General features: G+C 61.9%; 15 protein-coding genes. All 15 read right to left on the reverse strand.

The window, feature by feature from the left end; genetic code table 11:
- Position 1 precedes the first annotated feature (1 nt).
- Positions 2 to 427 (reverse strand): flagellar hook assembly protein FlgD, encoded by a 426-nt coding sequence (flgD, locus tag NOF55_RS17110; RefSeq protein WP_306409882.1) that lies wholly within the window; start codon positions 425 to 427, stop codon positions 2 to 4.
- The gene (flbT, locus tag NOF55_RS17115) at positions 418 to 867 is read right to left on the reverse strand and encodes a flagellar biosynthesis repressor FlbT (protein ID WP_306409881.1); all 450 of its coding nucleotides are present in this window, start codon (positions 865 to 867) and stop codon (positions 418 to 420) included. Before flbT ends, flgD begins: the two co-directional genes overlap by 10 nt.
- Entirely contained in the window at positions 864 to 1,211 is a 348-nt protein-coding gene (gene flaF, locus NOF55_RS17120; protein WP_306409880.1) for a flagellar biosynthesis regulator FlaF, read from the reverse strand. The genes flbT and flaF overlap by 4 nt, the downstream gene beginning before the upstream one ends.
- A gap of 55 nt (positions 1,212 to 1,266) precedes the next feature.
- Complete coding sequence (locus NOF55_RS17125) at positions 1,267 to 2,295, reverse strand: flagellar hook-associated family protein (protein WP_306409879.1); 1,029 nt, start codon at positions 2,293 to 2,295, stop codon at positions 1,267 to 1,269.
- Positions 2,296 to 2,298: 3 nt separating this feature from the next.
- Positions 2,299 to 3,741, reverse strand: coding sequence for a flagellar hook-associated protein FlgK (flgK, locus tag NOF55_RS17130; RefSeq protein ID WP_306409877.1), 1,443 nt, complete (start codon positions 3,739 to 3,741; stop codon positions 2,299 to 2,301).
- A 23-nt stretch (positions 3,742 to 3,764) separates the two neighbouring features.
- Positions 3,765 to 5,027: a flagellar hook protein FlgE gene (locus NOF55_RS17135; RefSeq protein WP_306409876.1), complete on the reverse strand. Its 1,263-nt coding sequence runs from the start codon at positions 5,025 to 5,027 to the stop codon at positions 3,765 to 3,767.
- A gap of 424 nt (positions 5,028 to 5,451) precedes the next feature.
- Positions 5,452 to 6,123 carry a transcriptional activator Rem gene (gene rem, locus NOF55_RS17140; protein WP_306409875.1) on the reverse strand — a complete coding sequence of 224 codons (672 nt, stop codon included), beginning with the start codon at positions 6,121 to 6,123 and terminating at the stop codon, positions 5,452 to 5,454.
- Positions 6,124 to 6,406: 283 nt separating this feature from the next.
- A complete protein-coding gene (locus NOF55_RS17145; RefSeq protein WP_306409874.1) occupies positions 6,407 to 6,979 on the reverse strand; it encodes a transglycosylase SLT domain-containing protein in 573 nt (190 codons plus the stop codon).
- Positions 6,909 to 8,594: a flagellar hook-length control protein FliK gene (locus tag NOF55_RS17150; RefSeq protein WP_306409873.1), complete on the reverse strand. Its 1,686-nt coding sequence runs from the start codon at positions 8,592 to 8,594 to the stop codon at positions 6,909 to 6,911. The genes NOF55_RS17145 and NOF55_RS17150 overlap by 71 nt, the downstream gene beginning before the upstream one ends.
- Positions 8,591 to 9,844, reverse strand: a complete 1,254-nt coding sequence (motC, locus tag NOF55_RS17155) for a chemotaxis protein MotC (protein WP_306409872.1) — start codon at positions 9,842 to 9,844, stop codon at positions 8,591 to 8,593. The genes NOF55_RS17150 and motC overlap by 4 nt, the downstream gene beginning before the upstream one ends.
- A 4-nt stretch (positions 9,845 to 9,848) precedes the next feature.
- Positions 9,849 to 11,042: a MotB family protein gene (locus tag NOF55_RS17160; RefSeq protein ID WP_306409871.1), complete on the reverse strand. Its 1,194-nt coding sequence runs from the start codon at positions 11,040 to 11,042 to the stop codon at positions 9,849 to 9,851.
- Entirely contained in the window at positions 11,039 to 11,668 is a 630-nt protein-coding gene (locus NOF55_RS17165; protein ID WP_306409870.1) for a hypothetical protein, read from the reverse strand. The genes NOF55_RS17160 and NOF55_RS17165 overlap by 4 nt, the downstream gene beginning before the upstream one ends.
- A gap of 202 nt (positions 11,669 to 11,870) precedes the next feature.
- On the reverse strand, positions 11,871 to 12,827 hold the full coding sequence (locus NOF55_RS17170; RefSeq protein WP_306409869.1) for a flagellin N-terminal helical domain-containing protein: 957 nt from the start codon (positions 12,825 to 12,827) through the stop codon (positions 11,871 to 11,873).
- Between the two features lie 264 nt (positions 12,828 to 13,091).
- Positions 13,092 to 13,976 carry a flagellin N-terminal helical domain-containing protein gene (locus NOF55_RS17175; RefSeq protein ID WP_306409868.1) on the reverse strand — a complete coding sequence of 295 codons (885 nt, stop codon included), beginning with the start codon at positions 13,974 to 13,976 and terminating at the stop codon, positions 13,092 to 13,094.
- Positions 13,977 to 14,373: 397 nt separating this feature from the next.
- Positions 14,374 to 14,939, reverse strand: a 566-nt coding sequence (locus NOF55_RS17180; protein ID WP_306412342.1) for a flagellin, incomplete at its 5' end; no start/stop codon positions are given.

The following is a 14,939-nucleotide window of genomic DNA, read 5'->3' on the forward strand; positions in this document are numbered from 1 at the left end:
GTCAGGTCTCAGTCTCGGAGATCTTGATGCCTTCCTCAACGAGAATTTCCTTGCCGTCCGTGGTCGTCGCCGTAACACCGTCGGAAGCGACCCTGACGGAAGCGATCACCCCGGAGGTCAGCCCGTCCACGCTCGTGATCGTCTTGCCGATATAGGACGCCGCGTTCGAAAGGGAACCGATGGTGATCAGGTTCTCCAGGTGCGAGTTCGTCTTGATGGACTGCTCGACCTGCGAGAACGTGGCGAGCTGCGAAAGCTGCTCGGATGCGTCCATCGGATCGGTGGGGTCCTGATTCTTCATCTGCGCCAGCAGCAGCTTGAGGAAGGAATCGTAATCCAGCGAAGCCGTCTTGGCGTCGGAGGAGGAAGCCTTGGTTGCGGTGGCGGTCGTCGTCGCCGTCGCGCTGTTGATGCTGTCTACCGCCACGGTGCGATCTCCCTGCGAATGTCGTCGATGATGGCCGGCGTGATTTCCTGGTTGGACAGGACGAGGTCTTCGGCCGGATAGAGCATGCGGATGGCCTTGAGCGCATCGAAGGGGCGCCCGGAGGAAACCATCGCGTCGATCCGCTTCAACTCGGCGAGAATCTCCTCGTTGCGGAAGCAGGACAGCAGCATCATGATCGACTTGCGGAACAGCGTCATCGACTGCTCCTTGCCTTCCGGATTGATGAGCATCATCTGGGCGATGAAATAAAGCTGGCGCAGCGGCGTCGTCGTGTCTTCCGGCTGAAGGAAGTGATTTTCCAGGAGGAAAGTCACGTCGTTGAGGAATTCCAGCGCGACCTTGCGGTCGACGCGCAGAACCGCGCCGTTGATGAAGATCTTTTCGCCGGACTTCAGCGAGATTCGGAGCGTACTTTTCATTTCAAGCCATCCCTGATGATGGTGGTTACGTCAATAATTCCCTGGTAGTTCGTCGATTCCCGCCGCCTGATGCGCTCGCATTCCTTCATGATCCAGATTGCGATGGAAATCAGGTTGGCGCGCAGTTCGACGCTCAACGCATTGTCCGGCTGCTTCAGGTCTTCGATGAAGCGAAGCCACACACGGCGCGTATAGAACAGGGCCTCGATGGATTCCCTCGAAAATCCGCCCCGGTCGCGGGCAGCGGCGAGAAGCTCGATCGACCGGTCAAGAACCTGACGTTCTCGCTCCTTGGCGTCGGCAACATCATCTGCCATGACTTCGGCGTAAGAAAACTGAAACATCGTGTTTCCTTCATGTTTACGGCCAGTCTCCCATTCATCGGGAGAAGTTCACGTCTCAGAGAAAGTTCACCAGGCTGAGCTGCTGAATTTTCGCGGTAATCGTGTAGGATGTCTCCAGTTGCGTCATCAGGGCCGTCAGACGCACATTCGCCTCGTACTGGTCGACGCTGACGAGATTCGACAATTGCGTGTCGATGATCGTCTTCTGGGTTGCCAGGGTCTCGTTGGCATTCTCGATGCGGGACTGCGACAGGCCGAGCTGGCTCTGTGCCGCATTGATGCCCGAGACCGCGGCGCCGGAAATCTCGACCACATTGTATTTGACCTGCGCCAGCGCATCCGACTGCATGTTCTCGCGGGTGAGCTGCGAGCCTATGATAGCCGAAAGAACAAGGTTCTTGAACCCGTCTCCGTTCAGGCTGGCCGAGGTCTTGACCGTTTCCGTCATGCTGATGCGGCTCGACATGACCGTATCGGAGGCATTCGTCCAGCTCGACCAGTCGAAAGCGGCGGTATAATCGGCGATGAACGCGTCCACGTCGTCGCCGGTCATGTCGCTGACGCTGCCAAGGCCGTTCGCCGCCAGATAGGTGTCGAGCGCGTCGCTGAAGTCCTGCTTGATATCGTCTATGAAACCCGTCGGCAGCGTCTGGGCATCCGTGTTGATGCCGGAGAAGACGAACTCACCGTTGACCGACGTCAGCGCGACGCCTGCGAAGTTCTCCAGTTCCGCGAGCGCCGTGTTGGCGGCGACGGTCGAGGACGTGCCGTCGCTGGCGCCGGTGACGCCGACGAACGTGTCGAGGATGGACTGGGCCGAGGCGGCCATCTGCCCCATCGCCAGCTGCGACGTCTCCATGCGCTGTGCGGCCAGCGCATTGGAATCGACGATCGACTGAAGGCGGGCGCTTTCGCGATTGAAATTCAGGCTCTGCGAGGTCTTCACACCCAGTTCGAGACCGACATCGTAGTAGGTGCCGGTCACGGACTCGTTTTCCAGCTTCACGGCTTCCTTCTGGGCATGCGACACCACCAGCTGGATGGCATTGCTGACCGAAAGGGACGAAATGGTGGAAGTTTTCATGATTTAACCCGTCGCTGCCATCAGCGCCTTCAGCATCTCGTCTATGGTCGACAGAAGCTTGGAAGCAGCCTTGTAGGATTGTTCGATATCGAGGAGCAGAATGAGTTCCTCGTCCAGATTGACGCCCGTATTGTTCGAATAGGCTTCGGACGCCCGGACCAGCATAGCGCCGGTCGTTTCACTCGCGGTCGTGGCGCTGCTACGGAATTCCTCGATCCAGCCGACCGTATCCGTCGCGTAGTCCAGAAGCGTCACGTTCGTGCCGAGCTTCGCCGCGCCGTCGAAGTCGATCGGAGCATCGAAGGCGCTCAGATAATCGCGCAGCAGATCGGAGAAGCCGCTGGCATCGTCGTCGTTGACACTTTCGCCGGAGATGTTGCCGTCGCGCAGCGTGAAGGGAGAGCTTGCCGCCGTGCTGGAAACCGTGATCGAGGATGCCAGGCCCGTGATGATTTCCGCCGTATCGAAATCGACGGCGGCGCCGGTTTTCGTGGTGAACAGGCCGGCGATCCTGTCGCCCGACGCATCCGTTTCGGCAAAGAGGGAGATCAGGCCGCGGGCGGTTTCGTCCAGCTGGTCCTGAATGGTCGGCAGAACATTGTCGCGCAATTGCAGCAGCGCCTGGAGGCTGCCGCGGGCCGTCGTGCTGGCGCCGTCGCCGGCATCGACCTTGACGCCGTCGATATAGATGCCGTTGCCCTCGCCGCCGGCGGCGAAAGCCACCGAGGCGGAGAAACTCACATTGCGCGGCACCGTTTCGAACAGCGTGGTGCCGGCGCTGGTATAGAGCGCCATGTCGTTGCCGCTGCGCACGTAGGTCGAAACGCCGATGATCCCGGAGATCTGCTTGACGAGGGCCTCGCGCTTGTCGATGGCGCTGTTCGGGTCCTGGCCGGTCGCGGTCGCCTTGATGACGGCGTCGTTGGCGACCTTGAACTCGGCCAGCAGGCTGTTGAGCGTCGCCACCTGCGTGGCGATCTCGTTGTCGGCCTCGACGCGCAGGGACTGCACGCCGTCGGACATATTGTTGAGCGAGTTGGCGACGTCCTGCGCCGCAGCCACCACCGACTGGGCCAGCGTGATGTCGCTCGGCGTCTCGGCATAGGTCGTCAGCGTGTCGCGGAACGTGGCCAGATAGGTCGACGGCGAGAGCGAATAGCTGTCGCCGCCAAGCAGGGCGCTGATCTGGTCCATCGTCGAAACCAGTTCCTGCTGGGCGGAATCGACCGAGGTGGAGTTCAGGACCTGTTTGAGGAGGGCGCTGTTCTGCGCCCTCTCCGTGGAGAGAATGACGGCGCCGCTGTAGATGTTGACGGATGTCGTCGCCGACCGCTTGTTATAGTCGGGATTGCTCGCATTCTGGATATTCGTGGAAACGACAGCGCTTTGGGCAGAAGTATTGTTGAAAATACTTTTTGTCGTATTGAGAGTCGATGCGAGTGACATCCGTCAATCCTTAAAGCTTGGAATTATCTCTTCAGGTTGATCAGAACGTCCAGAACGTCCGCACCGGTCTGGAACACCTTCGAGTTCGCGGTGTAGCTGCGCTGGGCCTCGATCATCTCCGTCAGTTCGTTGGCGAGATCGACGTTCGAGGTTTCGAGCGAGCTGGAAACGATGTTGCCGAAGCCGGGATCGCCGGCAAAGCCGAGGACCGCGGCGCCCGACGTGCTGGTGAGGCTGTAGACGTTGCCGGTTCCCATCGAGAGATTGTCCGGGCTGATCACCGTTGCGAGCGGAATCTGAGCAATCGGGAGCTGGGTTCCGTTCTCATAGACGGCATAGACGACGCCGGCCGAATCGACCGACAGCGCATCCAGAGAACTGGGCGCATTGCCGTTGTCCCTCGCCAGCTTGGAGAAGCTGTCTGCGTCGTATTGCGTCGTCTTCGACAGATCCAGCGAAATGCCGTCGATGTCGAGCGTCAGGTCCGTGCTGACGACCCCGTTGGTTTCAATCGAGGACAGCAGGTAGGTCGACGAATCGAAGTTCATCGTCGCCGTCGTGATGGCGGACGAGGCATAGGGGAAGCCCGTGGAACTCGTGGGATCCGCATCCGCCGCGTCGTAGACCGCCACTTCCCACGTGTTGTCGTCCGTCTTCGTGTAATAGACGTCGTAGGTTATTTCGGTACCGGCGTTGTTGTACGTGGTCAGCGAGCTTTTGAGCGTATAGACCGAATCCGCCGTATTGTCGGCTGCCGTGTCGTCCGCCGCCGCATCCACGACTTCGGCGCTCAGGTCCAGGTTGGTGTTACCCGTCGCACTGGTCGTGGCGACCGCGGTCAACTGATAAGCCTGCACCTTGACCGGCGAGAGATCCGAGAAGGTGTTGGCGATGCCGCCGACTTCGGTGCCGAGAACCGAGAAGCCGTTCGCGTTGACGAGATAGCCCTCCTCGTTGAGCGAAAAGGAGCCGACGCGGGTCAGGTAGGTGGCGCCCGCCGAGTTCTGCACCACGAAGAAACCGTCGCCGTTGATCGCAAGATCGGTATCGGAGGAGGTCGACGTCAGCGAACCCTGCTGGGAAACCGAGTTGACGACGGTGGTCGTCACGCCGCCCGAATTGTAGCTGCCGCTGCCGGATGGCAGCACGAAGGACGAAAACGCCGTCGAGACTTTCTTGTAGGCAGTGGTGTTCACGTTGGCGATATTGTCGCCGACCGTGCTCAGGCGGTTCGCCTGGGCATTCATGCCCGACACGGCAGTCTTCATCGTTCCGTAGATGCTCATCTGAGACCCTCGTTTCAGTCGTTGCATTCGAGACTATGCGGCGGGCCTTGCGTGAAGCTGGATGTGCTTCCGTTTTAGCCCCGCCCTTGTCCGCATTCCGATTTCCCGATTTCCGGCATGGCGCTCCGGCGACGATGCCGAAGATCGGAGTGAACCGCACGGCAAGCGATCTCGCGGACGCGCAAACCCGGACGGCTTGCCGGCGCACCATGAAGTCATTCTTTTATTTCGATTATTGTCGACTCTGCGTTCGTCTTCCCGGAGCTGGTCGACCCGACCGTCCGGCCCGTTTCGAAACGCATCGCCGGCCCTTGCCGGCTGCCCCGGAACCGTACCATTCACGGGGCCTTCAAGGAACATCCGCCACGGGTGGCGGATATCGGTCTCGGTCGCGCAGCCCTCTTCCAGAGGACCGCCGCGTCGCTCATTCCCAGTCGATACAGTAGCCGAGGAAGCGCTTGGAATCGACCGGGTCGAAACCCAGCTTCTTGCGCAGTTTCTTGCGCAGCTTGGAAATATGGCTCTCGACCACGTTCTCCTCGACTTCCTCGTCGAAGATGCCGTAGATCGCGTTGAAGATCTGCGTCTTGGACACGCGCCGGCCGCGGTTTGCGATCAAATATTCCAGAATGCGGCGCTCGCGGCGCGGCAGCGGGAAAACGTCGCCGTTGATTTCCGGATCGCGTCCATCGGAGAAGACCCGGATCGGACCGACTTCGGTGACGTTCGCGACGGCCTTCAGCCGGCGGCGGATCGCCGCGGCACGAGCCAGGATTTCCCGCGGGTGGACCGGCTTGCGGACGACATCGTCCACGCCACAGTCGAACAGCGCCAGCGTCGCCTCCAGGGAGGGCTGGTCGCTGACCGCGATCACCGGGGCCTGCGACCGGTCGCGAATGGCCCGCGGCAGTTCCAGCGCCCGCTCGCCCTGGCCAATCAGAAAGGCCTCGACGGCAGCGATATCGGAATCTGCTGCCGTGTTGACCCATTCGCCAAATTCACCGGGATCAAAACCTGTGGACGGAATTCCTTCGCGCCCAAAAAGAGATGTATAGCCGTCCTTAACGAGCTCGCGCTCATCAACCACTACGATCATTCGTCCGCCTCCGAATCAGTGTGGTGTTTTCGATGTACTATGGGTACGAATCGGACGAATCTGGAACAACTGGAGGAACTTACTGGGAGAAATTAATAATTGATTAACCATAATGCCATGATTTGGCCTAGATGTAGTAGGCCTTAAGGCGGAATAGCACTATTTTCGCGTGGAAAAGTTAACGGTTTTTTAACAAGAGTCTTGCAGTCACAAAATGCACGAAATGTTGCCTTATTTCGCCGAACACCGCATTGCGTGCGAATCAATAGATTAAAGGTTGCATTCAGCTACAGAAGCGTGAAGCTTCCGGCGTCCATTTTCCATAGCCCGTCGCGACCAGATTGCTGATGACGCGGCAGACATAGCGTTTCTGGGCAGGGTCGTTATTGGGACCGGCATGGTATCTGGCCACGGCCATCGTCCAGGTCTCATGCCTGTCGTGGAGCGATTTCAGGAAGCGTGCCGCATATTCCACATTCCGTCCCGGATCGAACATCTCCTGAACGGACGCGAATTCTGCGCCATGATAGTAATGGTTGATCTGCATGCAGCCGATATCGATCAGCCGGGCGCCGCCATTGCGGGCCTGGTTGAAGCGTGTCAGCGCCTCCGCCGGAGATTTCGCGAAATAGGCCTTGCCCTCGACGTTGAGCGCGAGCGGGCTCAGCGATCCCTTGCGGCCCGTCTCCGTCAGACCGACCGAGTACAGGATGCCTTCGGGAATGCCATATTTGCGGGCGGCGGCCTCGATCTGCCGCTCGCACGAGCCGCCGGCAGCCCAAGCCTCAGATGTAAACGTGGCTAGGGCGAGGAGCGCCAGCGCCACGCGCAGGGGCGAGGTTCTGTTCACTGTCATCGCTGCGTCCTGCTGCGACACCCGACTGGCCATCAGAGCCGTCCTGGCGCCCGTTCTGCGGTGCGCCCCGGTCGCCGTTGCGGCCGCCTTCACCGGCTGCCTGCTGCATGTTCTGCTGTTGCTGCTGTGCGAAACGGCTCGAAGCATCGCCACCGTCCTGGGAAGACGAGGCGCCCGACGCCATGCTGACCGTCACCTGATCGACGCTGAAGCCCTGCGACCGCAAGGCGTCGAGCATCGCCGAGGAATCCTCCCGCATTTCCCGATACGCCGCCGCCGTATGCACGGTCAGATGCACGTTGAGTTCGTCGCCCGAAAGGCGCAGCACCGCGGTCACGGTGCCGAGCGCGTGCGGATTGAGCTCCAGCTTCAACGTGTTGACGACCTGCCCGGTGCTGGATTGCTGGGCGGCGTTGGCAAGGCGTGCCGACGGGTGCATGGCACTGACCCATTCGTCGTTTCCGGCCAGAGCCGCCGTGAGGGTCGAGGAATTCGACGGTGCGTTGAAGCCGAGATAACGGCGCGTCTCGAGCACATTGACGGTTTCCGCCTGGCCGCTCGCCGGCGAGCGTGCCTCCACGTCGATCTGGCCGCTGGCCGTGCTGGCGATCTTCAGGTCGACGGATTGCCCCCGCCCTTCGCCGCGCGTCAGACGGAAGAGGCGATCGGACTGGCCATCCGTCGCCAGCGCCTCGCCCTCACCATTGGCGGTGCCGATGTCCACCCCGGCATCCTGCGTTTCCGCAGACATCCTGCCGGTATTGCCGATCTTTTCCGGCTCGCGCATGCCGTTGCCGGCATCCTGCTTCCGCTCGACGCGGTCGGTCACGTTGCCGCCGGCGGCCAGAAGGCCCAGAACATTGGTCAGCGTTTCGGCATCCGCCTTCGGCCCGGCATCGACCGTGGCGGCATCCCCGGTATCCGCCGTGTCCTTCGCATCCGGGGCGTCCGTATCGGGGGCGGTATCGGCCTTTGCCGCGCCGCTCTTCGGCGTGTCCACCTTTATCCGGTCGGCGATCTGCGTTGCGGTCCGGCGGTCCACCGTGAAGCCGCTATCGCCACCTGCCTTTGAAAAATCGGCACCCTTGATCCTGACCTTGTGGTCGGTCTTGTCGACCGTCTGCGTCTCCCCCGCCCCGGGCTTCCGCCCGGCATCGCGTTCACTCGCCGGCACGGCCTCGCCTTCGACGGGCTCGGGCAGAATGCGCTCCGTCAGCCCCTCGTCCGGCACCTGAACCTCCAGCTCCATTTCCGGTGCCTGAACGGTCTTGTCCGGCTGCTGTGGAACGTTCCTTGTGAACGTCGCATCGACCGCCGTCTGCAATTCGGCCTTGAGGCTCGCAAACGAGGATGGCCCGGCTGCCGCCGGAGCGATCTTCACGTTCGCCTTCGCGGCGTCAGCGCTGTCCGCATCCGTCTCGGCCTGTTCCGTTTCGGTGGAAACGGCGCCGCGGCCTGCTCCCTTGCCGCCGCGCTCATCCGTGTTCAACCCCTTGAGTTCACGCGAAAAACTGCCCTTCTCGGCAGTATCGCCTCCCTTGACGGCCTTACCGGATTTGGCGAAAGCCGCGGGCTCCGGCGCGGGCTTCACCAGCAGACTGAGTGCATCCATCATCTCGACATGCCTTTCTGCTTCAGGAGCGCGTCGATCGCATCGAGTTGCGAGCGACCGCGCTCGACGAAGGACTGGTATGCATCGTCCGCTTGCGGATCGGATGCGCCGCCGGCCGGTGTCTGCCCGGGGGCCGCGACCGGATCGTCCTTCACCTGTTCATCGACCGTATTGCCCTGCCCCACTTGCGTGTGGCTTGCAGGGACGGCCGGTGTCTGCATAATCTGTTCCGCGACCGCCCTTGCCGCGTCCCTGAGCGCCCTGTCGCGCTCGGAAAGCTGGTCGTCGGGAATATCGTCGATCGCCTTCACAGCACTCGCCACATCGCCGCTCGGAATCGCCGCGACATTGCCGTAGAGACTGCCCAGGACCTCGCGTCCGTCATCCGGCGCCGCAGAGGCCCGCGCCTCCGCTTCGGCCGCGGCATGGCGGGCGAGATCGCTCCTGCCGGCCAGCGTGGCGCGACGCGCGATGCGCAGATAGATTTCGCGGGCGCGCGCGGCGTCCATCATTTCGAGCGTCGCGGCGATATCGTCGTGTGTGACCGCGCCGTCATTCGCCACCACGAGCTGGACGAACAGGTCCGCGAACTGGCTGGCATAGGGCGAGTGCAGAAAGCGGCGCACATACCGGTTGGCCATCGCCAGCGCGCGCGGCACGAGATTGCTCTCGACCGAAATCGCCAGCGAGCGTCGCAACGCCGCCTCCTCGATGATGGTCCCGGGGGCCGTGAGCCGCGCCTGATCGAAGAAGGAGAGCGCCTCGTTCACGTTCGAACCGAGAAGGATGTTGCCGGCGACAAGCGCCAGATAGGCGCCGATCCTCGTGTCGCGATATTCCGGCACCATGTCGATCAGGCTGCGGGCGACCAGCGCGCCCTGTCCGTCGAAATACTTGCGCAGGGCGTCGATCACGCGGCTGTCGAAATTGCCCTCGATATCGCGCGCCACCAGATATTCGAGCGTCGCCGGATTGCCGCCGCTCATCGCATAGACCAGGGCGGCATCGACATTGCGCGGGTCGTCGAAGACCGAGACGGGAGCGGCACGCAGGCGCTCGTCCATCGTTTCCAGAATGAACCGCTGCATCTCGCCGGCGGAGTGGTCTCCCTGGGCAACCGAATCCTGCACGAACTGCAACGACCGCACGACCTTGTAGGGGGCGAGTTCGTCCTCGGCGGCGGCGTTTCCGCACAGAAGCGCACCGATCAGCAGGCAGGAAGGGAACCGGAACCGCTGGCTGTGTCTCGTCATGGGCTCAGCCGTCCTGAAGCAGGATTTCGATGCGGCGATTGGCCGGATCGAACGGATCGTTCGGCACCTGAAGACGCCTGTCGGCGAAACCGGAGACCTGCTCGATGCGCTTCTCGTCCAGTCCACCGCGCACCAGCATGAAATAGGCCGCATGCGCGCGATCCATCGACAGGCTCCAGTTGTCGCCCGACCTGCCGGTGAAGGGGCGTCCGTCCGTGTGGCCGCGAATGACGACCTGGCCCTGCCGTTCCTTGAGAATATTGCCGATCCTCTCCATCGCCAGCACCATTTCCCGCTGCGGAACGGCCGAGCCGACGGCGAACATGGCGCCGTCCTGCCGGTCCGAAATGGTCACGAGAAGACCGCCTTCCGACGGCGTCACGACGAGCCCCTCGGCCAGCCTGCCGCTGACGCCGGTCAATTGCTGCCTGATCTCATCGCCCAGATCGTCGGCCGCCCTTTGTTCGCGGGCGGTCTCGGCGGCCTGGCTTGCCGCCTCGCCGGCGTTCGCCGCCGTCCCGGCAGCGGCCCTGTCCGTTTCGGCCGGCTGACGGGCCGCGACGGTCTGCTCGGCTTCCGGCAGGGAACTGTCCTCGACCCTCGGCGCCTGAACCTTGGCGGCCTCGACCTGGCGGCTCCAGAAATCCGGATCGAAAGGATCGCGATAGGCTTCGCCGCCGGATGCTCCCGTGGCCGGGCCGGCATTGGCGGCACCGCCCTCGCCCCTGGCGCTGACATTGGCCTGCTGGCCGACTTCCTGGGCGATTTCGGCCAGAACCGCATACGGGTTCTGGAAGAGGTCGGCCTCGGAATAATGACTGCTGTCGCCGGAGGTCGCAGCCATGTCCTGGCCGGTTGCAGCGCTGCCGCCGATCTCCGTTTCCGTCTGGTCCTCGACCTTCGAGCGCTCGGCCGACTGCTCCCCGTCCGCCTGCTCCGACGGCTGCTTCAGCCCCCTCTGGGCCGGCGTGTCGTCCGAAAGCTTGATCGGGTTGAAATAGCTCGCGACGGAGGCCTTCGTCTCCTCGTTGGCGGCATTGACCAGCCACATCACGAGGAAGAAGGCCATCATGGCGGTCATGAAGTCGGCATAGGCGATCTTCCACGCGCCGCCGTGATGGCCGTCGTGGTCGCCCCTGTGCTTCTTGATGACGATGATCTCGTTCTTGCCGTGGTGGTGACTTTCGCTCTCGCTCATTCCATCACCTTCTCAAGGCCGGCGGCAAAGGCGCTCAATCGCGTCACCAGCACGGCCGTGCCGATCTCGGCCGTCAAATCCATTTCGGCGCTTTCCTCGAAATCGAGAAGCTCCGCCTTTTCGCCCATAAGGTCGGACAATCGCCGGAAGGCGGTTTCGGGGCCGCGCAGCCTGATGCGGGCAACCTCCCCTTCCTCGATCGCGCCCTTCAGCATGTCGGCAAAATCCTTGACCGCCTCGCGGGCGACCGCCTCGCTGAGAACGGGCACCAGCGCCTGCGCGGCAGCCTCGGTCACGGCATGGGCAATCGTCCCGGTCATTTCCGTAATGCGGCTGGCGATCATGGCAACGAGATCCGTTTCGCAACGCTCCCTGACATCGGCCATTTCCTTCGCATGGCTCTCCGCCAGCGCGGCCATTTCCGCCGCATGGCGCTCGGAAAGCTCGGCCATCGCCGCCTCGTGCTCCCGGGCCAGCGTCTCGCGCAGTTCGGCCTCGGCGTCGACGGACTCTTCCGGCTCGGGTCCGGCGACGGCGGGAAAGCCGAACGGCATCTCGTCGGACGGCAACGGCTCCGCGACCGGCGAGCCGAAATCTTTCAGGTAGCGGGCGATCATCGCGCTCATCATCGACCTCCGGAGCCGCGCGGACCGTCGTGAACGGCCCGCTCCGGCCGTCTCGAAACCCTGCTTTTCACCAAGGAACTCTCCAACTTTTGCTGACAGTCATCCCGGCAGGCACCGAACGGAGCCTTGCCAGAAGAAACCTCCTCCTGAGCCTAGGGCGTCAAACTTGTGCGAGGATGAAGATCGCTGCCGTTTTCTCCGGTCAGCCGAAGACGAGCAGGAGTTTCTTCATGTTGGTATTGACGAGCGAGACGGTCTCCGCCGCCAGCGACGCCTGCGTTTCCGCAGCCGTCACGCGCACGCTGACCTCCTCCATATTGGCATCGATCAGCCGGGACACGCTGGTCTTCAGCGTCTGGGCCATCGACTGGGCGAAGCTCGACTGGCTGGCAACCCGGTTCAGCATGTCGCCGAAACGGCTCGCAATCTCCGAAATATCCGCCATCATGGATTCGATCACGTCGATCATGTCCGCGATCTCGTCCTCGGTCGTGGTGTCGGTCACGGCGATTTCCGTGCCGCCGTCGCCCGGGGCGAGCAGGTAATAGTTGCGCGGCGTCGCGGTGCCGTCGGGATTAAGCTCATTCGCGTCGATCGACCGGGTCAGGAGGCCGCGGCCGGGGTCATAGGTATCGATCAGAATCGTGTCGGCAGCCGGGATGCCCTGCGTCTGGAGCTTGACGGAACCGTTCCCCGTTCTCTGGAAGGAGGTCACGATACTGTTCGTACCGGCCAGGGTGGCGTCGCCGTTCGTGAGCCAGTTGGTGCCGCTGAACTGCGCCGATATGACCGCCGTTTCGATCGCCTTCTTCGCGCCCTCGACCGCGACATTCGTCAGCGAACGGTCGACGCTCGAATCCGTTGCCGTGACCAGTGTCGCCCGAAGCGTCGAAAGCTGGTCCAGCACGGTGGTGATGGCGGTATAGGCGGTGTCGATCATCGCCTCGCTCAGGTTCAGGGCATCCCCGACGCTGGTGAGCGTGCTTTCGTCCGAGGTCAACGCATTGGCCACGGACCAGTAACCGGGATTGTCCTTCGCGTCGGAAATCTGCATGCCGCTCGAAAGGCGCTTCTGGGCCTCCGTCAACTGGGTGTTGGAAGACAGCAGCGTCTGCAACGCGGCGGATACGGAATTCGATGTCATGATCACATAAGACATGAGAGGAGGTCCCTGTACGGTCGACGGGAACATGCCGGGCTGAACACCGGCTGCGGCCTTCTGGCATTCATGCCGAAACCCTTCGGGGTCTCTGCCGCTCACTCACAAACAATCGGGAAGCGCTTCGCATATGGTTAATGAAACGGAAAGACTTTGGCAAGCACCCCGCGCGCCGCAAAGTGCCCTTCCTGCAACGGAAAGGCCGCATCCGGGGCAGATGCGGCCGTCCTGATCTCCAAGCGCCCGGTTTCAGGGCCCTGCCGCTTACTGGCGGAAGAGGGTGAGAATGTTCTGCGCGCTGGTATTGGCGATCGACAGCGACTGGATGGCAAGCTGCTGCTGCGTCTGCAAGGCGGACAGCTTGGCCGATTCCTCTTCCATGTCCGCATCCACCAGGCGGCTGACGCCGCTCTCGATGGAATCGGAAAGCTTGGAGGCAAACGTGTCCTGAAGGTCGATCCGCGTCGACAGGGCGCCGAGGGTCGCACCGGCCTTGTTGAGCGCCGTCATCGTATTCTCAGCGATCGTCAGGTAGGCGTCGATGTCATCCAAATCGTCGGTGCTCTCCAGCGTGATGCCATTGACGTCGCCGAGAATACCGCCCGTGCCGGCATCGACATCGCCGAAGAAAATGATGTCTTCAAGATCCACATCCGCCGTCGTGACCAGCACGGAACTGCCCTGGCGGATAAAGCCGTCGACCACCGTGCCGGTGGTGATGGGATTATCGCTGCCGTCCCTGCCCGTCAGCCAGTTCTCGCCGCTGAACGAGGCGCCCTCGGCGATGGAGCGGAGCTGTTCCTGCAATTTCTCGATTTCGAGCTGGATCTGATCGTTGTCGGTGCTGGTCTCACTGGCCGAGACCAGCTTGGCCTTGATCTCGTTCACAACGTCGATGGCGCTCTCGACACCGGCATAGGCCACGTCGACCTTGGCCGCGCCGACGCCGAGCGCATCGATGGCGGCGCCCAACGCCTTGTTGTCGGAATTCATGGTCGTGGAGATCGACCAGTAGGCAACGTTGTCCTTGGCCTCGCTGACGCGGTAGCCCGACGAAACACGATCCTGGGTAGCCTCGAGGTTGCTGTTGATGGCGCGTAGCGTCTGCAACGCGGACATGGCGGGAATATTGGTGATGATGCTCGTCATTTGAATACGTGCCCCTTAATTGCGGTCTCGATTCTTCAAGGGACATTCCGGGCCGGAACCGGGAACGGCGGTCAGCTCACATGCCTGTTAACCTGCGATGTGTGAATGGTTAACTCGCCGTTTCAATGATCACAGAAAACACTATTATGGTTAACAAACCTTAAAGGGGCCGGCGACTTATTAAAGTTTTCGAAAACTCCATTAAGTGAAATTAATTCAATTATTTAAACGCAACAGAAAACGGGCGGCTCTAAAGCCGCCCGTCAGACTGATGATCAAGCACCTGTCGTTCCCTTTCGTCATGCTCGGGCCAAGGCCGAGGGTGACGAAGAAGAGGATGCCAACGAAAAACGGGCGGCCATGTGGCCGCCCGTTGCGTTCGTCAAGTCTAATATCCTTAGCTGCGGAAGAGCGTGAGGATGTTCTGCGTGCTGGAGTTGGCGATCGACAGCGACTGGATGGCGAGCTGCTGCTGCGTCTGCAAGGCAGACAGCTTGGCGGACTCTTCTTCCATGTCGGCATCGACCAGACGGCTGACGCCGCTCTCGATGGAATCGGAAAGCTTCGCGGCGAAGTTGTCCTGAAGGTCGATCCGGGTCGACAGCGCGCCGAGCGTCGCGCCGGCCTTGTTGAGAGCGGCCAGGGCGGTTTCGACCGTCGTCAGGTCGCCAGCAAGATCGGTCGAGGTGGAAGCATCGATGGTAAGGACGCTCTCGAGAAGGCCACCCGTGCCGGTCAGGATGACCTCGGTAAGATCGACGGTCGCGGTCGTGACGCGGACGGCGCCGCCCTCACGGACGAAACCGTCGACCACGGTGCCTTCGTCGATATCGCCATCGGCGGTATTCTTGCCCGTCAGCCAGTTCTCACCGTTGAACGAAGCGCCTTCGGCGATGGACGTAAGCTGCTCCTGAAGCTTCGCGATTTCGAGCTGGATCTGGTCGTTGTCGGTGCTGGTTTCGC

The organism is Ectorhizobium quercum, assembly GCF_026552795.1.
Lineage (GTDB): Bacteria > Pseudomonadota > Alphaproteobacteria > Rhizobiales > Rhizobiaceae > Ectorhizobium > Ectorhizobium quercum.